Annotated in this window: 19 protein-coding genes; 1 reads left to right on the top strand and 18 read right to left on the bottom strand. The window is 65.5% G+C overall.

Going from position 1 to position 22,005, the window contains the following annotated elements:
- Positions 1-2: 2 nt before the first annotated feature.
- From G5S42_RS15055 to G5S42_RS45185, 8 genes are all read right to left on the bottom strand, one after another.
- Positions 3-665: an ankyrin repeat domain-containing protein gene (locus G5S42_RS15055; protein ID WP_176107442.1), complete on the bottom strand. Its 663-nt coding sequence runs from the start codon at positions 663-665 to the stop codon at positions 3-5.
- Positions 666-680: 15 nt separating this feature from the next.
- Complete coding sequence (locus G5S42_RS15050; RefSeq protein ID WP_176107441.1) at positions 681-1,301, bottom strand: c-type cytochrome; 621 nt, start codon at positions 1,299-1,301, stop codon at positions 681-683.
- Positions 1,298-3,031: a pyrroloquinoline quinone-dependent dehydrogenase gene (locus G5S42_RS15045; protein WP_176107440.1), complete on the bottom strand. Its 1,734-nt coding sequence runs from the start codon at positions 3,029-3,031 to the stop codon at positions 1,298-1,300. Before G5S42_RS15045 ends, G5S42_RS15050 begins: the two co-directional genes overlap by 4 nt.
- Positions 3,032-3,476: 445 nt before the next feature.
- Positions 3,477-4,349 carry a VOC family protein gene (locus tag G5S42_RS15040; RefSeq protein WP_176107439.1) on the bottom strand — a complete coding sequence of 291 codons (873 nt, stop codon included), beginning with the start codon at positions 4,347-4,349 and terminating at the stop codon, positions 3,477-3,479.
- A gap of 87 nt (positions 4,350-4,436) precedes the next feature.
- Positions 4,437-4,865: an RT0821/Lpp0805 family surface protein gene (locus G5S42_RS15035; RefSeq protein ID WP_176107438.1), complete on the bottom strand. Its 429-nt coding sequence runs from the start codon at positions 4,863-4,865 to the stop codon at positions 4,437-4,439.
- Positions 4,866-4,883: 18 nt separating this feature from the next.
- Positions 4,884-6,635: a SulP family inorganic anion transporter gene (locus tag G5S42_RS15030; RefSeq protein WP_176107437.1), complete on the bottom strand. Its 1,752-nt coding sequence runs from the start codon at positions 6,633-6,635 to the stop codon at positions 4,884-4,886.
- Between the two features lie 82 nt (positions 6,636-6,717).
- Positions 6,718-7,677: a DUF2950 domain-containing protein gene (locus G5S42_RS15025; protein WP_176107436.1), complete on the bottom strand. Its 960-nt coding sequence runs from the start codon at positions 7,675-7,677 to the stop codon at positions 6,718-6,720.
- A gap of 9 nt (positions 7,678-7,686) precedes the next feature.
- The gene (locus G5S42_RS45185; protein ID WP_281375096.1) at positions 7,687-9,234 is read right to left on the bottom strand and encodes a DUF3300 domain-containing protein; all 1,548 of its coding nucleotides are present in this window, start codon (positions 9,232-9,234) and stop codon (positions 7,687-7,689) included.
- A gap of 282 nt (positions 9,235-9,516) precedes the next feature.
- On the opposite strand from G5S42_RS45185, the gene G5S42_RS15015 reads away from it, so the two are divergent.
- Entirely contained in the window at positions 9,517-9,990 is a 474-nt protein-coding gene (locus tag G5S42_RS15015; RefSeq protein WP_176107434.1) for a glycine zipper family protein, read from the top strand.
- A gap of 126 nt (positions 9,991-10,116) precedes the next feature.
- On the opposite strand, the gene G5S42_RS15010 is transcribed toward G5S42_RS15015, so the two are convergent.
- From G5S42_RS15010 to G5S42_RS14965, 10 genes are all read right to left on the bottom strand, one after another.
- Positions 10,117-11,133 (bottom strand): hypothetical protein, encoded by a 1,017-nt coding sequence (locus G5S42_RS15010; protein ID WP_176107433.1) that lies wholly within the window; start codon positions 11,131-11,133, stop codon positions 10,117-10,119.
- 19 nt (positions 11,134-11,152) lie between these two features.
- Entirely contained in the window at positions 11,153-11,410 is a 258-nt protein-coding gene (locus tag G5S42_RS15005) for an RNA-binding protein (RefSeq protein WP_176107432.1), read from the bottom strand.
- A 20-nt stretch (positions 11,411-11,430) separates the two neighbouring features.
- Positions 11,431-12,213: an enoyl-ACP reductase FabI gene (fabI, locus tag G5S42_RS15000; protein WP_176107431.1), complete on the bottom strand. Its 783-nt coding sequence runs from the start codon at positions 12,211-12,213 to the stop codon at positions 11,431-11,433.
- Positions 12,214-12,225: 12 nt separating this feature from the next.
- Positions 12,226-13,401, bottom strand: a complete 1,176-nt coding sequence (locus tag G5S42_RS14995) for an acetate/propionate family kinase (RefSeq protein ID WP_176107430.1) — start codon at positions 13,399-13,401, stop codon at positions 12,226-12,228.
- A 4-nt stretch (positions 13,402-13,405) separates the two neighbouring features.
- Positions 13,406-14,341, bottom strand: coding sequence for a phosphate acetyltransferase (locus G5S42_RS14990; protein WP_176107429.1), 936 nt, complete (start codon positions 14,339-14,341; stop codon positions 13,406-13,408).
- 94 nt (positions 14,342-14,435) lie between these two features.
- Positions 14,436-16,772 (bottom strand): DUF3141 domain-containing protein, encoded by a 2,337-nt coding sequence (locus G5S42_RS14985; RefSeq protein ID WP_176107428.1) that lies wholly within the window; start codon positions 16,770-16,772, stop codon positions 14,436-14,438.
- Positions 16,773-16,950: 178 nt separating this feature from the next.
- Positions 16,951-17,514: a PqiC family protein gene (locus tag G5S42_RS14980; RefSeq protein ID WP_176110531.1), complete on the bottom strand. Its 564-nt coding sequence runs from the start codon at positions 17,512-17,514 to the stop codon at positions 16,951-16,953.
- A 92-nt stretch (positions 17,515-17,606) separates the two neighbouring features.
- A complete protein-coding gene (locus G5S42_RS14975) occupies positions 17,607-19,226 on the bottom strand; it encodes a PqiB family protein (protein WP_176107427.1) in 1,620 nt (539 codons plus the stop codon).
- Positions 19,210-20,490: a paraquat-inducible protein A gene (locus tag G5S42_RS14970; RefSeq protein ID WP_176107426.1), complete on the bottom strand. Its 1,281-nt coding sequence runs from the start codon at positions 20,488-20,490 to the stop codon at positions 19,210-19,212. Before G5S42_RS14970 ends, G5S42_RS14975 begins: the two co-directional genes overlap by 17 nt.
- Complete coding sequence (locus tag G5S42_RS14965; RefSeq protein WP_176107425.1) at positions 20,487-22,004, bottom strand: efflux transporter outer membrane subunit; 1,518 nt, start codon at positions 22,002-22,004, stop codon at positions 20,487-20,489. Before G5S42_RS14965 ends, G5S42_RS14970 begins: the two co-directional genes overlap by 4 nt.
- Position 22,005 lies beyond the last annotated feature (1 nt).

The raw sequence follows: 22,005 nt of genomic DNA, 5'->3' as shown, positions 1-22,005 counted from the left end.
CGCTAACTCGCCGACAACAACCCCGCGACCCGCGCCGACTTCGTCTGTACCGCGATGTCTTTCGCCGTCATTCCCCGGTTGTCCTTCAACGACCGGTTCGCGCCGCGCGCGAGCAACAGCTGGGCAGTCTCCGCGCGATCGTAGCCGGCCGCCCACATCAGCGCGGTCAGATCGTTCTTGTAGGTCCGGTTCACGTCGACGCCGGCATCGAGCAATTGACCGACGACCTTCGTTTGCCCCTCGCCCGCCGCGTATTCCATCGCGGTCTTGCCGACGCGATCGGTCGCGAGCGGATCGGCGCCATGCGCGAGCAGCAGCGCGACGATCTCGTCGAAGCCGCCGTAGGCGGCGGCCATCAGCGGTGTATCGCCCGGCGCGTTCGCATGCTGGACGTTCGCGCCGCGCTCGATCAGCGTGCGCGCCATCGCCGTATCGCCCTTCTTGCACGCGGTGACGAGCGCGGTGTCGCCGATCCGGTTCATCGCATCGACCGACGCGCCGCGCTGCAGCGCCGCGACGACCGACTGCTGATCGTCGTCCTTCGCGGCCGCGAGCAGTTGGCGGTTGATTTCCCCCTGGTCCTGCGCGAGCGCCGGCACGCAAGCGCCGAACGCGGCGGCGAGCAGAACGGCGGCCACAAGTGGCCGAGTGATCATGTCTGTCATCGTCTCTTCCCCCCGCTACTGCAGATTGTTGATATAGGCGGCCAGATGATGGATGTCGTCGTCGGTCAGATTACGCGTCACGCTGGTCATGTTGCCCGCATCGTTGGTGCGCGTGTGCGAGCGAAAGTCCTGCAACTCTTTGACGATGTACTGATAATGTTGGCCCGCGACGCGCGGAATCTCGTTCTGCCCGGAAAAGCCGCCCAGGTGGCACATCGTGCACAGCACCTCGGCGGCCTTCCTGCTGCCCGCTTCTATGCTGGCGCCATCCGCTTTGAACTGCACCGATATGGGCTTCTGCGCGGCGAAGTAGTCGGCGAGGTCCTGCATGTCCTCGGCCGACAGGTTCGCCGCCATCGGCGACATGCGCGGATCGCTGCGCCGTCCCTGCTTGAAGTCCTTCAGTTCCAGATATATATAGCGCGCGGTTTGGCCGGCCAGAATCGGATAGTCCGGATTGGTCGAATTGCCCATCGGTCCGTGACAGGCCACGCACACCTGCGCTTTCGCCTTGCCCGCCTCGGCGTCGGCGCGCGCGCCCGACGGCAGCCATGCGGCGATCAATCCGCCGCACAGCAGCGCCGCCCATGCAGCGCGCGCCCCACCCGGCGCTCCCCGCGGCGCCGGCCCCCTCATGGCACCGCGAACACGATGACGCTATTGCCGCGCTTGTAGTCGAGCTGCGTATTGCCGCCCGCCGCGACCGCCACGTATTGCTTGCCGTCGAGCGTGTACGACACGGCCGGCGCGTTGACGCCCGCGCCGCACTGGAACTCCCACAGCTTCTTGCCGTTCGCGGCATCGAACGCCCGGAACAGGCCGTTGCCCTCGCCGTTGAACACAAGGCCGCCCGCCGTCGCGAGTACGCCGCCGATCAGCGGCTGGTCGGTCTTGTAGTCCCACGCGACCTTGCCGGTGTCGACGTTGACGGCCGACAGCTTGCCCCATTGCGCCTCGGACGGGATCACCTTGAACGCGCCGCCGAGCCACAGCTTGCTGCCGCCCGGATAGGCGGCGTCCTCGACCTGGTACGTCATCGGCTGATGCAGGTTGGCCGCGTAGACGAGACGCGTCTGCGGATCGAACGCGATCGGGGACCATTCGACGCCGCCGTTCGCGCCCGGCAACATGCGCGCGCCGGCCGCGGTCGGCAGCGTCCACATGTTTTCCTGCGGAATCATCGCCTGCGAGAAGCGGATCAGACGGCCGGTCGCACGATCATGCACGTACACGTGACCGGTCTTGCCCGCATGCACGATGCCGGGGATCATCTTGCCGTCGTTGTCGCGCACGTCGATCAGCACCGGCGGGCTCACCGCGTCGAGGTCCCAGACGTCGTGCGGCACGTACTGGTAGTGCCATTTGTACTTGCCGGTGTCGAGATCGATCGCGACGAGCGAGTCCGTATAGAGGTTGTCTCCCGGCCGGATCGCGCCATACAGGTCCGGCGACGGGTTGCCGACCATGAAGTACACCGTGTTCGTTTTCCGGTCGATCGCCGGCGTCATCCACACGCCGCCGCCGAGCGTCTTGTAGAAGTCGCCGCCCTTGTCGGCCAGCTGCTTCTTCTCTGCGTCGATGTCGCGCTTCTCGTCGCGGCCGGTCGCGTCTTTGGTCGCCCACACGCCTTCCTGGCCGGTTTCGGGAATCGTGTAGAAAGTCCACAGCAACTGGCCGGAATTCGCGTCGTACGCCTTCACGAAGCCGCGAATGCCGTACTCGCCGCCGTTCGTGCCGATCAGCACCTTGCCGTCGACGACCGCCGGCGCCATCGTTTCCGAGTAGCCCTGGTCGGGATCGGCGATCTGGGTTTGCCACAGCACGTTGCCGGTTTTGGCGTCGAGCGCGACGAGCTTGGAGTCGAGCGTGCCCATATAGAGCCGGTCACCCGAAATCGCGACGCCACGGTTGTTGGGTCCGCAACAGAACGTCGTGACCGGACCCATCTTGTGCTTGTAATGCCAGTACTCCTTGCCCGTCTTCGCATCGATCGCGTACACATGATTGAACGACGTGGTCAGGAACATCACGCCATCCTTCACGATCGGCGCCGTTTCCATCGATTCGTTGACAGCCGTCTGGAAGATGAACACCGGTTTGAGCTTCGCGACGTTCGTCCTGTTGATCTGCGAGCCCGGGTAATAGCGCGTCTGCGCATACGAGCCGTTCGAATGCAGCCAGACCGCCGTCATGCTGCCGGCGCGATCGAGCTGATCCTGGGTGACGGGCTGAAGCGTCGATGGCACCGGCGCGGCGGTGGTGGTCGCGCTGTTCTGTACTTCGTCGGCGGCATGAGCCACGGGCAAGCCGAACGCGATGGCGAGCAGTGGCAGGCCGACAATTCCCTGAATACGGTTGAATGGCATGAGCGTCTCCTAGCTTTTTACATTCCTATGAATTGCAGCGCAGGAGTGCGACATGGATCCACGCGGACGACAGCGTGAAAAAACACGGTGGCGCAACCCTCGCAGACAACAAAAGCGTACGGCTTCGAATCGTTGTTCAGCTCTGTCAGGACGGGTCGGCTTCGCAGAGGGGAGAAGTGATGCACGGGTCCGCGGCAAACCGGCTCGATTAAGGGTAGCCGATGTGTTGTGGATTTTCTAGAGTAAAGCGTTAAGGAGTGGCAAGCGATCGGCGCGCACCGTTGTCGCCAGTCACTGCCGCCCTGGTCATCGTTTTCACCTACGTTGCGGCGTTTCCCACGGGATCTGCCGCCGCAGTCGGATCGAACACGTGGCAATGGCAGTCGATCTTGTCTCCGAATACGCTCATGAGTTTTTCCACTGAATAGACCGCTCATTGAGCCGATCAGAACCGCCCGCCGCGCCAATCGGCGCCCTGCAGATAGTTCCGGTCGGTCTGTTCCGGATTGCGGTTTACCAGAGGTCGCGCGTAAAGCGGGTGATGCAGGCTGCGCACTTCGTGCTCGAGCCTGAAGCAACGCTGCCCGGACGCCAGATCGACGAGGTCGGCAAACCGGTATTGATGCGGCTCCTCTCCATACACGAGGCCTTTTTCGGCGAGCCGCCTGAACGGCTCCGAAAAAGCCGCCGTGTAAATGGCGATGTGGTGCCCGTCGTATTCAGGAACGGGCTCGGTTGTCTCCGCATACAGCAGTTGCTGATGCGTGCCGATGTCGATGATCGCGCGGTGCAAGCCATGCTTCTCTTCGATGTCGACGGGCGCATCGAACATATCGCGGTAAAAGCGCGCGATAGGCAGCGCGCTGCCGACCGGCACATCCATCTTCACGAACGCGATGCCCAGATCGATTTGCGACCACGGAGCCGACGCGGATCGATCGACGGGATCGAGGCACTCGTAGCGATTGCCCCATGGACACGTCACTTCGACACTGCCTGCGCGCTCCGTCCAGCCGAACCCGGTGCCGGCGAGCAGCGGCTCGACCGAGCGCAAACGCTTCACCAGCGCGTCGAGTTCGCCCACCACGAGACCGACACTGCCGCGCAAACGTTGCGCCGCCCCGTGCGGCAAGTGAATCTGCGAGCGGCCGATGTTGATCCACATATTCTCGACCCCAGTCATCACGAACGGATCGCGCGTGAGCCCGAGGCCGGTGACGTAGAAGGCGGTCGCGAGAATCTGGTTGGGGATTTTCAGGTTGACGTGTTCGAGCAGGATCAGATTGCCGGTATCGTCGTTAGCGTAAGAGTGTTCCATGTGTCTGCCTTGTGCATGAGCCGCGAAACGCTGGGCAAATTATGCATCAACAGCGCAAATGGTTCGTATCGAGCGACGCGCAGGTGCTTATCTCTTCAGTACCTTCCACGGTCCATCGCCGGTTTTGCAGACGATCGGCGTCCAGGTTTGGGTCTGTCCTTTCGCAACCGCGGTCAGCGTCGCGGTCCGGCAGGTTCGATCGCCGTCCTTCGTCGTATCCTGCGGCGTCACCGTGCCCGTGATCGAAACGGAATTGCCGGTGCCCGCATTGCTCCACTCGTACGATTCGCCATCCTTTTTCGTATCGAGCGCCTTTTGCGCCGCATCGTTGAGCGCTTTACGGTCGGCTTCGTGCATGTAGGCGACGGGCGTGTCTTTCAGAAAGTTCAGGTTCGCTGCATGGCACAAGACGGGGCTGGCGAGCAGCGCCGCTGCCGCCAGCCACTGCGTGATCGTGAGGGAGTGCACGGCGTCGTGTGTGAGCGCGCGCGCGCCAGGAAGCAATTGACGTGACATTTGGTTTTCTCCTCGAGATCATCCGCGACCCGCTTCGTCCGCGAGATCGCCGTTTTGCTGGAATGCGTCGACGAGGTCGGCCACCGAGCCGCGTCGGCTGATGTGGCCGACACGAACCTCGAGCCCCTCGGCGCGCAGCAGGTCGCGCACGTCCGCGTGAGCGCCGACGACCTTCATCCCGGTGCCCGCCGCCTGCAGCGCGACGTGCATCGCCTTGAGCATGCGCGCGCCCGCCAGATCGACGACCGGCGACGCCGACAGATCGCAGATCACGAGCCGCACCGGCTCGGGAGCCGCGCGGATCATGCGCCAGATCGTCTCGCGCACGTGCTCGACGTTGAAGTACAGCAGCGACGCCTCGACCCGCACCGCCAGCACATGCGCAATCGTCTCGTTCTCGGCATGACGTTCGAGATCGGAGAAATAGCGCGTGCCGGGAATACGCCCGAGCATCGCGACATGCGGATGCGCGGCGCGGCGGATGATCAGCAGCATCGACACCAGCACCGCGACGATCACGCCCTTCAGGATGCCCAACAGCAGCACCGCCGCGAACGCCACCATCGAAATCGCGAATTCGAAGCGGCTCACGCGCCATACATGACGCAATTCGCGGACATCGACGAGGCCTTTCACGGCCACGAGCACGATCGCCGCCAGCACGACGTTGGGCAGATTCGCGAGCAGTCCGGTGAGGAACATCAGACAGAAGCCGATCGCCAGCGACGCGAAGACCAGCGCCAGCGGGCTTTTCGCGCCGGCCTTGTCGTTGACCGACGATTGCGACAGCCCGCCCGCGACCGGAAACGCCTGGAACAATCCCGCGGCAAGATTGGCCGCGCCGAGACCGAGCAATTCCTGGCGGGCGTCGATCTCGTCACCATGTGCCTGCGCGAGCGCGCGCGCGGCCGACACGCTCTCGACATAGGCGAGCAACAGGCACGCGAACGCGAGCGGGATGATGCCATCGACATCGCTTACCCGCAGCCCCGGCAGACGGAATTCAGGCAAGCCCTGAGGCAGCGCACCCACCAGCGTAAAGCCGCGGCTGCCCAGCGACGTGACGGACAGCGCGACGATCGACGCAGCGACCACGGCGAGCGCCACCGGACGCCCCGGCAGAAGCTTTTCGCCGAGCAGCAGCAACGCGATGCAAACGAGACCGAAGGCGAACACGCTGACATTGGTCAGCGGAAGCTGCCCCCACAGCACGGCGATCCGTTCGAAGAAAAATTCGCCGCCGCCTTTCACGCCGAACAGCTTCGGCAACTGGGTCATCGCGATCGTCAGCGCGGCGCCCGCCTTGAAGCCGAGCAGAATCGTCTCGCTGATGAAGCTGACGAGCGAACTTAGGCGCAGCAGCCAGCCGATCACGCACATGCACGCGATCAGCACCGACGTGAGCGCGGCGATCGAAGCCCAGCGCGCCGGATCACCGTCGGCCATCGTCGCAACCGTCACGCCGACCAGCATCGAGATCGCCGAGGTCGGGCCGACCGCGAGCTGGCGCGACGAACCGAACAGCGCGTAACAGAGGCCGCCCACCAGATAGCCGTAGATGCCGTATTGCGGGGGCACGCCGGCGAGCGACGCATACGCGAGCGATACCGGAATGCCATAGGCCGCGAGCGTCACACCGGCGACCGCGTCTTTCGCGAGCCAGCGCGGCTGATAGCTTCGCAGCCATTGCGCGGGCGGAAACGCGGAGCGCCACCCGCGCGCGGGTGGCGTGGCTGACGCGAGGCCGGTGAAGCCAGGTGGGTGGTTCAACGTAGCGCCTCGAGTACGAAAGCGGAGCCGACGGAAGCACGGGCGCGCGGCGCGGGCGTGGCCACTGCCGACCCCGAGCGGTTCAGAGCGAATCCTTGACGCGCTGCCACGTGTGATCCGGGTTGAATTCGGTCACCGGCGGCGCATGCGGGCCACGGTCCTTCTGGTAGATCACGCCGTTGTTGCTCACCACGAAGGTCATCACGCCGCTCTTGCCGTACTGCGCCGGATAAGCGACCATCGCGAACCCCGCGATCATGTGCCCGTTGATTACGTAGCTGAACGCGCCGCCCGGCGCGTTCTTGCCCTGCCGCGTCAGGATCTGGAACTGGTAGCCCCGGTAAGGATCGCCCGCCGCGTGGCCTTTCAGATATTCGGAGCTGGCGGCGACGAGCGGGCCGAACGGACTTTCCTCTTCGTCGCTGTTTTCGTCGGTATGCCAGTAGAGACCGTCCTGCTTGCCCGGCGTGCTGGCCAGCTTCTGCGCGTATTCGTGCAGGCCGTCGTGGTTGCGGTCGCGCGACGCATATTGGCGCTGCGCGTCGAGATAAGCCTCCAGCACCCTGATCGCTGCGAGTTCGTTGGAGCCGATGCGTCGATTGATCAGTTCTTCTTCGCCCTCTTCGGTCGCGAAGCGCCAGCTGCCGCCCTCCTTGACGATCGGTATCGGCATCGGCCACGCCTCGTCGCCGACCAGCAGAATCCGCCGGTTCGGTCCCCTGTCGTCGAGCAAGTGATAGGCGTCCAGCTCCTTGCTCGCCTTGGCCCAGTTCGCCTCGTTCTCCGCCTGATCCGGCGAGACCACGAGGCTCTTGTGCGTTTCGCCGAAGATCGCGACGAGCGACGCTTCGTCGTCGGTCTTCAGCGCGCTGGACAGCGCGGCGACCGCGTCTTCCGGGTTGGCGAAAGTGCGCTGCCCTGCGGCGAACGCCGCCATTGGAACCGACAGCGCGAGCACCATCGCGCACAGCCGCCGCGATGAGGTCACGCGTCGCCGCGAAACGTCGCGTGCGCGCTTTCCGGTGATGCTCTGCCCGTCCATACCATCTCCTTATCGCCGTCCGCCGCCGCGGCCGCCACCACCGGCCCGCGGCGTGAATCCGCCACCGCCACGCCCGCCGCCGGAAAATCCGCCGCCGCCACCGCCGCCGAATCCACCGCCACCGGCGTATCCGCCTCCGCCGCCACGCGCCGCCGACTGGCGGCTCGCCGCGCCGCGCGCGCTATTGGCCTGCGCGTCGCGCGCCGAGCCGTAGCCGCTGAACGCATCGCCGCCGCGCGCGCCCGTCGACGCCGTCGGACGCTGGGACGGCTGCGGCCGCCCTTGCGCGCCAGCGCCGCCCCCTGCGAAGTTGGCGCCCGCACCGCCGCCAGCACCGCCTGCGCCGCCACCCGCAAAGTTCGCGCCGGCAACGCCGCCCGCTCCGCCGCGGTTGCCGCCTGCCAACCCACCGCCCGCACCCGCACCCGCGCTGCCGCCGCGCGACGGCGGATCGCCGACCCGCTGCGTGCGCGCCGAACGATCCGAGATACCGCTGACCTGGCCCGGCTTCTTGTCCGGGGTCCATGCGGAGGTACCGCCTCCCTGCCCGCGACCGCCGCCGCGGTTGATGTCGCCGGTGTTGACATTGCCGGTGTTGATATTGCCGCGCTCGACGTTCCTATCGCCCCGGTTAACGGTTCTATCGCCGCGCTCGACGTTTCTTTCGCGGTTGATGTTGATGTTGTTGTTGCCGCCGCCCCCGTAATGCGTTTCATAGTGCCCGCCGTTCCAGGCGGCGGTAATCGCCGCGCCCCAGATCAGCCCCGTCGCGAGCGCGGCGCCGGGCGCGTACGGATAGTAGTAGGCCGGATATGGCGTGGGCGCATACGCGTAGGTCACGGGTGCACTGGCCACCACGACGGTCTGCGGGTTGTACTGCGGCACGTAGATCACCTGCGGATCGGCCGGCTGGATCTTGATCACTTCCTTCTCGACGACCACGACCTGCTTGTCGTCGGATTTCAGATGCCCCGCCGACTGCGTTTGGCGCCGGAAGCGCTGAATCGCTTCGAGCACCGAGCCCTGATCGGCGACGACGGCCTCGCCGAGATCGATCGTCCAGTCGAGATCGGTGCTCATGTTCTTGACGATGTCGGGGTAATTCAGCAGCGCCTTTATCGGATCGTGCCACGCGTCGTTGAGCTTCAGCGACTTGTTGTTCTTGTACTGGTCGAGAAACCGGTCGGCCTGCACGATTTCCACCGGATAGGTGGACGCAGGCAGGATTATCGCGATCAGGTCGTCCGGATACAGCGCGATCGGTCCGACGAGCTTATCGAGCGTCGCCGCGGGAATGGGCGCGTTGGCCGCGTTCGCCGGGGCGTTCGCGGCCGGCGCCTGCGCCAGCGACACCGCAATGGAGAACGCGCCGCAGCACGCCAGAAGCGCGGCGCCCAGCACATGGCTGACGCGTCGCGCGCGCCTCGGCTCGTCGTCGAGCGCCGTTGCAAACGGGATGGTGCGTGCGCGCGCACGCGAATCGCGGTCCATCGATGCTTCCCCTTGCGCTTCGTCAGCGGCCTCGGGCTGCATCGCTACGCGGCAGTCCACGGCCATAATTTTCGACAGACAGTTCTCCGAAGCAATGGAAACGACCTGCACCTGTTGCATGAATACAGTTTGGAAATCACAAACGATATTGCAAATACGACCTTGGTCCGATTGCGCCAAACAAGCCCGCGACGCCATGATGAAAGCGAACCTGCCATTGCTGCGCATCCACCGCGCGGCAACCGGTCCCATCAGAATTCCCATTCACGGGTGCCGGTTGCGCCCTCACGCCTGAACCGACAGGCAGCCGGCGACTCGCATCCGCGTGTGCCCACGCAAGGAGCTGTCGTGAACAAATCGACGAAATATGCCGTTATTGCTGCGTTGACGGCGTCGCTATCGCTCGAAGGCATCGCGCAATCGAGGCCGATAGCGTATCCGGCCAGAGGGCAGAGCCCGCAGCAACAGCAGCAGGACGAAGGGGCCTGCTATGCGTGGGCGAAGAACAATACCGGCATCGATCCGACCCAGGTCGCCAACGCCCCGCCCCCGCCTTCCGGCCCCGCGGTGGGAGGCGGCGAGCGCGTGCAGGGCGCGGCGCGCGGCGCGGCCGGCGGCGCAATCATCGGCGCGATTGCGGGCGACGCCGGCAAGGGCGCGGCGATCGGCGCGGCGACCGGCACGATGGTGGGTGGATCGCGCGCGCGGCAGAACCGGCGCGCGGCCGCGGCGAATTCGCAGGCGCAAACGCAGGGCGCGATGGACACGTTCAATCGCGCTTTCGCCGCATGCATGTCGGGCCGGGGTTACACCGTCAATTGACCACACAAGGGGAACAGCATGATTAACCGCAAACTGATCGTCGCGGCGGCGCTCGTGTGTGTCGCGAATACGGGGTTCGGTCAGACGGAGGCACCGGTCACGGTCAAATAGCGAGCATGGCTCGCATCAGAGCAGGCGGTGCGCTTGCGCGAGGTCGCTGAAGAGCGGCGAAAAATCAGCGCGTCGGAAACGCACCGTCGAGAAAACCCGCATCGCATTGGGACTTGCCGGCAGATGCGCAAGGCGAAACTCGATTTCGTGCGCGGGCCGTGTATCGCCGTCTTCCACGACGACGTTCATCCTGTCGAGCCGGTATTTTCTCTTGCGCACGTAGACATGCGCGTCCGGCGCCTGCAGCACACCGCACATCACGTCGAGATGCCGCTCCAGCGCCTCGGTCTTCAGGCCCAGTTGCGCTAGAGCCTGATCGTTCTCTTCGATCTGCGCCTGCAGCTTCGCCACCTCCGCGTAATTCGACGACGCGTCGCTACCCAGCAGCGAGCGCACGCCCGCCCCTTGCCGTTCGAGAATCGTCAGACGCGTTTTCAGCAGCGCCCTTTCGCGTTCCAATGCGTCCTGCCGCGAGGTCTCGGCCTCGATCTTGCCGAGGCCTTCGAGCACGAGCTGATCGACGATCCGCAACAGGATTTCACGCCGCAGCGCGGCTTCGGACTCGCCGCACACGCGCACCTGGTGATCGCTGAAGTTGAGGGTCGTCTGCGCGAGGTCGGTCTGGGTCGTCTCGCCTCTTTGGCCGACGCCGAAAACGCGCCGCTCGTCGAAGGCCATGCCGAGCACCGCGAATACCGGATCGGCAACGGGATGGTCGTTGAAGAACTGATTCAGCTCGTGGGAGCGGTTGAAGACCGGGCAGACGTCGTCGGGTGTGGCGAAAAAGGCGTGGATGTATGGGTCGGTCGCCCACGCCGCCGCGCTCGCTTCGCGCGCGGGGGGCACTTCATCGGCGAGCCGGTCCAGATAGGCGAGCGTGTGTTGCACGGCGGGCCGCAGGCGCGACGCATAGTTGCGCGCGAGCCGCAACGACGGACAGAGCCCGACGATCCGCTCGACGATTTCCTGCGCCTGCTGATCGTCGCTCTCCGGGGCAGCGCTGCGCTTCGTCAGCCACGACAACAGACCCATCTCCGGCTCCCGTCGCCCGTTACGACTCGTCGCGCTCCGGCAGCAGTTGCGCGACGATCGTGTGGTTCTTCCAGAACAGGTTATGCACGCGGCTTTGCAGTATGCGCAGCCCGTCCGTGGGCACGTCGTCGAAGACGACCACCGCACCCGGACGCGAACCCGTACCGGGCACCCGCTGGATCGAACTGAAGCGCGGGAATCCGTAGCGAATCAGGAACTCGCCGATCTCTTCGTCGGAGACGCTTTCCTCGACGTTTCCAAGAAACAGTTCAGCCATGATGCTTACTCCTCCAGACCCTAAGCGACGATGTTCAATCCGCCGTCGATATACAAGGTGGAACCGGACACTCGCCGCGCATACGGCGTGGCCAGAAACGCACAGGTATAGCCGACGTCCATGATGTCGACCAGTTCGCCGAGCGGCGCGCGCTGCACCGCTTCGTTGAGCAGCAGCTCGAAATCCCTCAGGCCCGAAGCGGCGCGAGTCTGCAGCGGTCCGGGAGAAATCGCGTGCACGCGGATGCCCCTCGGTCCCAGCTCGAACGCCAGATAGCGCGCGCAGGCTTCGAGCGCCGCCTTGACGGGGCCCATCAGGTTGTAATTCGGCACCACCTTGTTCGCGCCGTAGTAGCTCATCGTCAGCATGGTGCCGCCGTCTTTCATCAGCGGCGCGGCGAGGCGCGCCATCCGCACGAACGAATGGCAGGAGATATCGATCGCGCTCAGGAAGCCCTCGCGCGACGATTGCAGCAAGCCGCTCTGCAGATCCGCTTTGGGCGCCCATGCAACGGCGTGAACGAGAATGTCGAGCTCCCCCCAAGTTTTCTCGATCCGGTCGAACACGGCCTCCATTTCGTCCTCGCCCGTTACGTCGAGCGGCATGAAGATCTCGGCATCGAGTGCTTTGGCGATCGGTTCCACATAAGGAAGGGCCTTGTCGTTCGCATAGGTGAGCGCGACGCTCGCGCCGAGCTCGCGAAACGCCTTCGCGCATCCATAGGCAATCGAATGCTCGTTGGCGACGCCGGTCACGAGGGCCTTCGCACCTTCGAGAATCAAACGCGGTTGCTCGACAGACATGATGAAACTCCTCTATGGGGCGATAGCGCGCGTATGACGGGCAATCATCAGTTCCTCGTTGGTGGGCACGACCCAGACCGCCAGCTTGCTCGAAGCGGTCGTGATCAGCGACCCGTTCGCCCGATTGGCCGCGTCGTCGAGTTCGGCGCCGAGCCACGCGGCGTCGCGCACGATGCGCTCGCGAATCTCGACCGCGTGCTCGCCGATGCCGGCCGTCAGCACCAGCGCGTCGATACCTTGCATCGCCGCCGCGAGACTGCCGAGTTCGCGCCCGATGCGGTAGGTGTAGACGTCGATGGCAAAGCGCGCGCGCGGGTCGTCGCTGTCGAGCAGCACGCGCATGTCGCCCCCGATGCCCGACAGGCCGAGCAGCCCCGAGCCCTTGTAAATCAGGTCCGCGATCGCCTGCGAATCCATCTTCAGCTCGTCGAGCAGATAAAGAATCACGCCGGGGTCGAGGCTGCCGCAACGCGTGCCCATCGGCAGGCCTTCCACCGCCGTGAAGCCCATCGTGCTGGCCACGCTCTTGCCCGCGACCATCGCGCACATGCTCGCGCCGTTGCCCAGATGCGCGACCACGGTGCGCCCCGCCGCCGCGTCCGGTGCGATCTGCGGCAGCACGCTCGCGATGTATTCGTACGAAAGCCCGTGAAAGCCATAGCGCCGCACGCCGTGGTCGGTAATCGACGGGGGCAGCGCATAGGCTTGCGCGGTCTCGGTCTGCGTGCGATGAAACGTGGTGTCGAAGCACGCGACCTGTGGAAGGTCGGGACGCAGTTGCGCAAGGATGCGGATCGGCGCGAGGTTATGCGGCTGATGCAGCGGCGCGAGCGGGCTCAGGCTGTCCAGCTGGTCGATGACCTCGGGGGTCACGAGGACGGGGCCGACAAAGCGCTGTCCGCCATGCACGACACGATGCCCGACCGCCTTCAGTTGATTGCCGCTGCCGTGCTCGCGCAAGAAGCCGCCCAGATATTCGATCGCGCCCTGATGGCCGAGGCGATGGCCGTCGCCCCATTCGTGCGAGCTGACGTTGCCGTCGCGATCGGTCGCGCGAAAACGCGGGTTCGTGTAAAGCGCTTCGATCTGGCCGCGCAGAATCAGCTCGAGTTGCGCGTGTTGCGCGTCGAAGGCTCGGAACTTGAGGCTCGACGAGCCTGCGTTCAATACGAGGATCACATCCGACATGGCGTCACCCGACCACCTTGGCGGCCTCGCGCCTTGCCTTCGCCACCAGTGCGGCGACCGCGCACGACGCGAGACGCGTGGACAGCGAATCCGCGCGGCTCGTCAGAATGATCGGCACGCGCGCGCCTAGCACGATGCCCGCCGCGTCCGCGCCGGCCAAAAACGACAGGCTTTTCGCCAGCATGTTGCCCGCTTCGAGGTCCGGCACCACCAGTACATTGGCGCGTCCCGCCACCCGCGACTCGATCTTCTTGATGCGCATGGCTTCGAGGCTGATCGCGTTGTCGAGTGCAAGCGGACCGTCGACGAGCCCGCCGGTGATCTGTCCGCGGTCCACCATCTTGCACAGCGCCGCCGCTTCCACCGTCGATGGAATCTTCGGATTGACGCTCTCGGTCGCGGACAGGATCGCCACGCGGACTTCGTCGAATTTCAGCGCGTGCCCAAGATCGATCGCGTTCTGCAGGATGTCGACCTTCTCTTCGAGCGTCGGCGCAATGTTGATCGCGGCGTCGCTGATGATCAGCGCGTTCTCGTACGCGGGCACGTCCATCACGAAGCAATGGCTGATGCGCCGCTCGGTGCGCAGGCCGGTGTCACGGCGAATCACCTCGGCCATCAGCTCGTCGGTGTGCAGGCTGCCCTTCATCATGGCCTCGGCCTTGCCTTCGCGCACCAGTTGTACGGCTACAGCGGCAGCGGCATGGCTATGCGCTGCATCGACGATCGTGAAGTCCGAGATGTCGATGCCGTGCTCGGCGGCGATCGCTTCGATACGGACGCGCGGCCCGACGAGAACCGGCGCGATCAGGCCCATGCCCGCCGCTTCCACCGCGCCGTGCAGCGAACTCTGGTCGCACGGGTGCGCGACCGCTGTCGGCATCGCCGGCAGCGTCTGGCAGAACTCGATCAGGCGCTGATACTTCGCGTGCTTTTCCATCGGCTTATTCCTCGTGTGTACAACGCGTTAGATTCGTGACGCGCGATGCGCCGTTGCGTCACGCTTGCATCCGGCCGCGCAACGCGCCGCTCGCTCACATGCGCGTGGGGTCAGGCAAACGGGCGTCGCGCTTGCGGTTCACTCGCGAACCCAGCACCGCGCGGATGCGTTCGAACGCGTCCTTTTGCGCGGCGTCGGGCGACGCGTTCAACACGCGCTCATCGCTCGCCAGCTTGTCGAGCAGTTGCAGAAAGCGCTCGCGGTCCTCGCTATGGGAAAGCAGCTTAGGCAGCGTCGCAATCGCCTGGTCCGGTTCGAGGCTGACGATGATTTCCTGCTCGCCCCGGATGCGCCGCCAGTGATCGCTGCTGATGTCGGGCAGGTACTCCGCGTAGCTTTCGGCGATCTCCTTGCGCAGCTCGTAGCGCGCGAGCGGCAACGTCTCGCCTCTTTGCGACAACAGGAAGGCCGCGCGCGCGAGCGCCTCCGTGTAGCCGCCGTCGCCGATCGCCTCCAACGCGGTGCGCACGAACGGCAGCTCGCGCGGATCGATCGCGCCGGCCTGTGCGGGCGCGCCGTCGGCCGTGGGCTTGCTCAGGTACGTCGCATACAGGTTCGCGTACACGCTGAAGAAGCCGGCCTCGGTCACCGCGTCGCGCATCGCGCGGTAATAGTCGAGCGACGCGCTGATCATTTGCGAGCCGTTGCGTTCGAGCTTGCTCCACGGGTTATCCGCGCCGGTCCGCTGACGATTCTCACGCACCGACTGCGCCGCCGCCGGCAGCCAGCCAAGCCACGGGTTCATCGCGGAAACGGCCCAGCGCTGCCAGCGCAGCGGATGGAACTGGCGCAGCATGCGGGCGCTCGTTTCGTTCGACATCGCCTGCACGAACGGCTGCGCGAACAGTTCATACATGCGCTGATTCATATCGGACACCGCCGCGACCGCTTCGAACGGCTTTTCGTCGATGCGGCCGAAGCGGTTCAAGCGCGCGGCAATCTCCTCGAGCCGCCGCTCATGAAATTCCACTTCGTAATCGATCTCTCCGGCCGCGTTCCTCGTCTCGTTGATGGTCATGCCGTAGAGCCCGGGCGGAAACGTCTCGATGGTCTCGAGCACGGAGACGATCTGCTTGTGCTCTTTCTTCGCGACTTTGCCGGACACGAAAATGCCCAGATGACCGATGTTCTGGTGCGTCAGACCGACGATCACCTGGCCGCGCGCCTTGATCTCCTCGGTACTGCCGTACAGGTCCGCCACCCAGTTGAACGCCTGTTGAGGCGGCGTGATGTTGTCGCCCATCGACGCGAACAGGATGATCGGCGAGCGGATTTCACGCAGATCGAACGCCTGGCCGCTGCTGTTCGTCACCGCACCCGACCACAGCTTGTTGCCGACGAACAGGTTGCGCGTGATCCATTCGATCTCCTCGCGATTCATCAGGTAGTAGCTGCCCCACCAGCGCTCAAATTCCAGAAAGCGCGGCGGTTCGGTATCGACGTTCGAGTACAGGTGGTAGTACTTGTCCCAGAACGTGTTGGCGGGGTTCAGGTTTTCGAAGTTCTGCACCAGATACGCGCCGTCGAACTTGCCGTTGCCGAGATCCGCCGCGTACGACGCGAGCCACGCGCCGCCCAGCATGCCGCCCGAGTAGCGCATCGGATTGTCGCCCTCGCCTTCGCTCCAGGCCGCGCTCCAGTACGACATCGGCGCACCGTTGATGACGATCGGGCCGGTCTCCTCGGGGTCCGAGCTGGCGAGCATCATCGCCGCCCAGCCGCCCTGGCAATTGCCGATGATCGCGGGCTTCGGACTGTCCGGATGCAGCGCGCGCACCTTGCGCACGAAGCGCTGCTCGGCATTGCACACGTCGAGCAGAGTTTGACCGGGTTCGGGGTCGCGAAAGAACACCACGAAGTAGACGGGATAGCCCGCGCGCAGCGCGATGCCCGCCTGCGAATCGTCCTTGAAGCCGCCGATGCCGGGGCCGTGGCCCGCGCGCGGATCGATGATCAGATACGGGCGCTTGCGCACGTCGACGCCCACGCCTTCGAGCGGACGAAGTTGCAGCAGCGCGTAGTTGACCGGCCGCTCGAACGTGCGGCCGTCGAGCAGCATGTCGTACTCGAAATGCAGCACCGGCGTCGGACCGCTGACGCTGCGTTCGACGAATTCATTGCCGCGCCGGTATAGCGTGTCCCAGAAGAGCAGCGAACGCTGCGCGGCATCCACCGCGTATTGCCACCCGCTGAGCGGATCGAATGACGCGGGCATCGCGCTTGCAGTCGGCGCGCCGTTGTGATCCAGGCCGAGCGTTTCGGTGACTCGTTCGTTCAGATGCTGCTGCGCGATTTGCGTGCGCTTTTGCAGCACGCGGGTGATTTTCGAGGCAATGTCCTGGCTTTGTGACAACAGCGTTTCAGCGTCCATCGGAAGACTCCTGAAAGGTGCGCGTCACGATCGCTGCGGACGCACGCGCCGTGCATCGATTGAATCGTGGATTTGGCCCTGGCCTGTGGCAATCGGACCAAGGTCTTATTATGCGCGCGACCCAGCGCCGCACCCGGGGTCGGGCGCCGTGCGTGTCGACGTGACGCGCCGCGACGAGTCATTGAGCGGGATTCGCCTGCACGGCGGCGGCGATATCGCGGCTCACCGAGGCGAGCGCGCGATCATGCGCGGCGATGATCGGCTCGAAGCCGGGACCGGACACGCTCTCGCGAGCGACCGAGCGGCCGGTGACGGCGCGGATCTTGCCGGGCGGGCGCACGGCCCAAAGCACGTCGACGGTGACGTCGCGCCCCGGCACGGACTCGAAGCGCATCACGTCGATCCGCACGCGCCAGACGACGGACGGATCGCGTACCGCATCGAACACCGAAACCTGCTGCGAGTTCAGCAGTGCGCCGAGGTCGGCCGCGATCACACGGCCGATGTCGCCACCGAGCGGCTGCGCCCAGCGGTCGAACTCGTTGACCTCGACCTCGTTGTTGCCGATCCGCGTGACGATCTGCGGCCGGTCGACGATCTCGGGAATCGTGACCGGACCGATCACGGCCGCGATCGGCCGGCTCGCGCCGGTGCCGCTCAGCGATTCGTCGGGGCTCAGCGTGTAGAAGTTCGTCGCCGGCGACTTGCAGGCGCCGAGCAGAGCGGCGGCGAGCGCGAGCATCAGGCAGGCTGTGAGGCGGACCGTGAAGCGGGCCGAAAAGCGGGCCGAAAAGCGGGGCAATAAGCGGGGCAACAAACGGACCGTCGCATCTGTCATGGCTTCTTGCCCTCCGACTTGCCGCGCACGAGCGATTCCGGATGCTGCGCCAGATAGTCGGCCAAGGTGCGCAGCGACGCCGCGGTGCGCGTCAGTTCACGCATCGCGTCCTCCGTCGACTGCTGCAGCGACGAGTCCGGCTGCAACGCGGCATTCGCCGAATCGAGCGTGGATTGCGCCGACAGCAGCGTGTCGAACGCTTTCGGCACGACCTGGGTGTGAAGCTGCCCGAGCATCGCGTTGGTGGTGCGCAGCGTCGAGCGCGCGTCTTTGCCGATATCCTCGAACGGGATGTTGTTGATCTTGGTCAGCAGTCGCGAGACCGAGTCCTGCAGCGATTGCAGCGTGCGCGGAGTCGCGGGCATTTCGGGCGGCGTCTTGCTCCAGTCGATCGACGCCTTCGGCGCGTCGGGGAAAAAATCCACCGCGAGATAGAGCTGGCCCGTCAGCGGATTGCCGCTTCTCAACTGGAAGCGCAACCCGCGCTCGACGAGGAAGTTCGCAAGCGCGCGCGGGTCCGCGGTAAGCCGTCCGCCGTCGCCGGCGCCGTCGTTCCGATAGCGCGACGTGAACCGCTCCGGATAAAGATTGATTTCGACCGGAATGCTGAACTGGCGCGTCTTCGGATCGAAGCGCGTGTAGATCGCCGTCACTTCCCCGATCACGACGCCGCGGAAATCGACGGGCGCGCCGACCGTCAGACCGCGTACCGAATCGGTGAAATTCACCACGTACTTGTCGACGATGCGATCGTGCTGCTCCATCGCGTCGGCGCGCCTCGGGTACAACTCGAACCGGGTGCCGCTATCGGCGCTCGTCTCCACCTGCGATCCTGGCGGCGATTCGAACGCGATCCCGCCGATGATGATCGACACGATCGACTGCGTTTCGAGGCGCAAGCCGTTGCTGTCGAACGACATGTCGACACCGCTCGCGTGCCAGAAACGCGTGTCGGTTCTCACGAACCGGTCATAGGGCGCGTTGACGAACACCTTCACCGTGACGCCACGGCCGTCCGGGTCCAGGTGGAACGACGAGACCTGGCCCACCTGGATTCTGCGGAAAAAGACCGGCGTGCCCACGTCGAGCGAGCCGAGTCCAACTCCGTGCAACGTGTACTCCTGCCCCGGCACGTCGCTCGCGATCGCGGGCGGCTCCTCGAGGCCGACGAAGCTGCGGCGCGCTTTCGGCGAATTGCCGACATCGACGTCGATATACGAGCCCGACAGCAGCGTGCCGAGCCCCGACACCGTGCCGCCCGAAATGCGCGGACGCACGACCCAGAAGCGCGTGTTGTCGACGAGCAGGTCCGACACGTCACGCGTCACCTCGGCCTTGGCCACCACGCGCTTGTGATCCGGCGTCAGCGATACCGCTTCGACCACGCCGATGTCGACGTCCTTGAACTTGAGCTTCGTCTTGCCTGCTTCGAGACCGTCACCGGTCTTGAAGCTGATGCTGATCTGCTCGCCGCGCTCCATCACCGCCTTCACCGCGAGCCAACCGCCGATCAGGATCGCGACGATCGGCACGAGCCAGACCAGTTGCATCCGCCAGCGCGAGCGCGGTACCGGCTCGGCGGCGGGCAGCTCGGGCTCTTCAGTCGGAGTGGACACGTTCGGTCTCCATAGCGTCCCACATCAGGCGCGGATCGAAGGCCATCGCGGCGAGCAAGGTCAGCACGACGACCGCGCCGAACGCGACCGCCGCCGGGCCGGCCTTGATCGTCGCGAGCGCCTGGAACTGCACCAGCGCGACCAGCATCGTGATCACGTAGATATCGAGCATCGACCAGCGCCCGATCAGCTCGATCAGCCGATAGATCCGCGTGCGCTGCCCGGGTAGCCATTGCCAACGAAGCTGCGTGGACAACGCGAGATAGCCGATGCCGAGAATCTTCAGCATCGGTACCGCAATGCTCGCGATGAATACGAGCACCGCGAGCGGCCATGAGCCCGATACCCACAGATAGACCACGCCGCTCAGGATCGTGTCCTTCTGCGAACCGAACAGCGAACTCGTGTCCATCACGGGCAGCACGTTGGCCGGAATATAGAGCACCATCGCGGCGACCAGATACGCCCAGGTCCGCGACAGGCTCGCGGGCTTGCGCTGGTGCAACGGCGCCTTGCAGCGCGGGCAGACATGCTTGCCCGCGCCGCCGGGCTGCTTGAGCAGCAGGCCGCATTCTTCGCACAGCACGAGCCCGTAGGCAGCCGCCGTGATGGCGTTGCGGCGCACGCGGATCGGCGGCAATTGCCAAGCTTGCGCGCCACGCGCCGCCGTGATTCGCGACCACACCTCGCGCGGATCGAACGTCGCCGCCGCGGCCGCGAGCAGCAGCATCAGCGCGATGAACGACCACAGCGCGGTGCCCGGCACCACCTTCGCGATATGCGCGAGCTTGACCAGCGCGACCAGCAGACCGAGGATCAGCACCTCGGTCATGCCCCACGGCCGCGCGAGCTGAAACACGCGAAAGAACTCGACCGGGCGCCACGGTGCGCGCCCGAAGTGCAGCGGCAGCAGCAGCCACAGCATCGCCGCGGTTTGCAGCACCGGCGTGACGATCGTCGTGAGGCCGACCAGCAACGCGAGCGGCCACGCGCCGTGGGTGTACAGCATGCGCACCGAACCCGCGAGCGTCGTCTGCACGAGATTGCCGTTCAGCGACAGACCGACGATCGGAAACGCGTTCGAGATCACGAGCAGCACCGCCGACGCGCACGAGAATGCGAGCGCATACTCGGGCCCGTTCGAGCGTCCGCGCCTGAGCTCCGCGCGGCAACGCTGGCAGCGCAACGCATTGCCGGCGGCGGGCGGCGCGCCGAGCTGAAGCAGGTCGCACTCTTCGCACGCGATCAGCTCGTTGCCCGTCATCTCGCCGCCTCCACTGCACCCGACGTTCCACCCGGCGCGGTCAAGTTCTGCGAGGCCGGCGCCATCGCTGGCGACGCTTGCGGCGCGGCCGGCGGTGCAGTCATTTTTTCCGCCTCGGCCACCCAGCCGCCGCCCGTCGCCTTGTAGAGCGTGACGTACGAGGCCAGCACCGCGCCTTGGGTCTGCGCATAGCTCAATTGCGCGTTGAACAGGCTGCGCTCCGCATCGAGCACTTCGATATAGCTCGTATAGCCGCCTTCGTAACGCTGCCTCGCGAGGTGCGCATACGTGACCAGCGCTTCGACCTGAAGGTTTTGCGCATCGAGTGCCTGATGTGTCTTCTGCACGGAGAGCAACGAGTCCTCGACCTCCTGAAACGCCACCTGGATCGCCTTTTCATACGAGTACAGCGCTTCCTGCTGGCGCGCTTCGGCCTGATGCACCTGGCCGGTGATGTTGCCCGCCGTGAAGATCGGCTGCGTGACGCTGCCCGCAAACGACCACGCGCGCGCCGGCCCGGTGAACAGATTCGAGAACTGCGCGCTGACCGAACCGAACAGCCCGGTCAGCGAAATCGACGGGAAGTACAACGCGCGCGCCGCGCCGATCAGCGCGTTTTGCGCGACCAGCGTCTGCTCGGCCTCCAGCAGATCGGGACGGCGTTCGAGCAGTTCGGACGGCAGCCCCGCGGGAATCGGCGGCGTGCCCATCTGCGCCAGCTCACGGCCGCGCAGAATCGCGCCGGGATTCCTGCCGATCAACACCGACAACGCGTCTTCCTGCTGGCCGATCTGCGCTTCGAGCTGCGGAACCGTGACCTGCGCGGCTTGATACTCCGACTGGCTTTGCGCGAGTTCCATCTGCGAGACCTCGCCGTAGCGGAAACGCGCCTCGAACACGCGCACCGATTCCGCGCGGCTTTGCACGGTCTCCTTCGCGATCTCGAGCTGCCGGTCCAGACTGCGCAGATTGATATAGGCCGAGGCGACCGAGCTGACCAGCGTCAGAATCGTCGCGCGGCGGCCCTCTTCACTGGCGAGCAGATTCGCGCGCGCCGCCTCGGTTTCGCGGCGCACCTTGCCGAACAGATCGAGTTCCCAGGACACCGCCAGGGTCGCTTCGAACTGGTTGTAGACGGGGCTCACGCCCTTGGGCACCGTCACGGCTTCGACCTGCGAGACGCGTTGGCGCGACGCCTCGGCGCCTGCCGAGACTTGCGGGAACAGCCCGGAACGCGTGGTCACGAACATCCCGCGAAACTCGTCGACCCGGGCGGCCGCGACCTTCACGTCGCGGTTGTCCTGCAGCGCGGTGGCGATCAGCTGATCGAGCACTGGGTCCTGAAACTGCTCCCACCATACGGCGTTGGCGATGCCCGCGGCCTCGCCCTGGGCGAAACGATAGGTGGCTGGCACCTCGACCGCCGGGCGTTGGTAGTTGGGGCCTAGCAGGCATCCGCTCAGCGCGAGCAGCATGACGCAGGCGAGCAGACGGGTCGGTGCCGTGCCACGCATG

This window comes from Paraburkholderia youngii, from assembly GCF_013366925.1.
Classification (GTDB): Bacteria; Pseudomonadota; Gammaproteobacteria; order Burkholderiales; family Burkholderiaceae; genus Paraburkholderia; species Paraburkholderia youngii.
This window is presented reverse-complemented; position numbering and strand designations above follow the sequence as displayed.

Bases quoted from the DNA above. Each gene is read 5' to 3' on its own strand.
- G5S42_RS15055 (WP_176107442.1), bottom strand. From the start codon at position 665: ATGACAGACATGATCACTCGGCCACTTGTGGCCGCCGTTCTGCTCGCC.
- G5S42_RS15050 (WP_176107441.1), bottom strand. From the start codon at position 1,301: ATGAGGGGGCCGGCGCCGCGGGGAGCGCCGGGTGGGGCGCGCGCTGCA.
- G5S42_RS15045 (WP_176107440.1), bottom strand. From the start codon at position 3,031: ATGCCATTCAACCGTATTCAGGGAATTGTCGGCCTGCCACTGCTCGCC.
- G5S42_RS15040 (WP_176107439.1), bottom strand. From the start codon at position 4,349: ATGGAACACTCTTACGCTAACGACGATACCGGCAATCTGATCCTGCTC.
- G5S42_RS15035 (WP_176107438.1), bottom strand. From the start codon at position 4,865: ATGTCACGTCAATTGCTTCCTGGCGCGCGCGCGCTCACACACGACGCC.
- G5S42_RS15025 (WP_176107436.1), bottom strand. From the start codon at position 7,677: ATGGACGGGCAGAGCATCACCGGAAAGCGCGCACGCGACGTTTCGCGG.
- G5S42_RS45185 (WP_281375096.1), bottom strand. From the start codon at position 9,234: ATGGCCGTGGACTGCCGCGTAGCGATGCAGCCCGAGGCCGCTGACGAA.
- G5S42_RS15010 (WP_176107433.1), bottom strand. From the start codon at position 11,133: ATGGGTCTGTTGTCGTGGCTGACGAAGCGCAGCGCTGCCCCGGAGAGC.
- G5S42_RS15005 (WP_176107432.1), bottom strand. From the start codon at position 11,410: ATGGCTGAACTGTTTCTTGGAAACGTCGAGGAAAGCGTCTCCGACGAA.
- fabI (WP_176107431.1), bottom strand. From the start codon at position 12,213: ATGTCTGTCGAGCAACCGCGTTTGATTCTCGAAGGTGCGAAGGCCCTC.
- G5S42_RS14995 (WP_176107430.1), bottom strand. From the start codon at position 13,401: ATGTCGGATGTGATCCTCGTATTGAACGCAGGCTCGTCGAGCCTCAAG.
- G5S42_RS14990 (WP_176107429.1), bottom strand. From the start codon at position 14,341: ATGGAAAAGCACGCGAAGTATCAGCGCCTGATCGAGTTCTGCCAGACG.
- G5S42_RS14985 (WP_176107428.1), bottom strand. From the start codon at position 16,772: ATGGACGCTGAAACGCTGTTGTCACAAAGCCAGGACATTGCCTCGAAA.
- G5S42_RS14980 (WP_176110531.1), bottom strand. From the start codon at position 17,514: ATGCTCGCGCTCGCCGCCGCTCTGCTCGGCGCCTGCAAGTCGCCGGCG.
- G5S42_RS14970 (WP_176107426.1), bottom strand. From the start codon at position 20,490: ATGACGGGCAACGAGCTGATCGCGTGCGAAGAGTGCGACCTGCTTCAG.
- G5S42_RS14965 (WP_176107425.1), bottom strand. From the start codon at position 22,004: ATGCGTGGCACGGCACCGACCCGTCTGCTCGCCTGCGTCATGCTGCTC.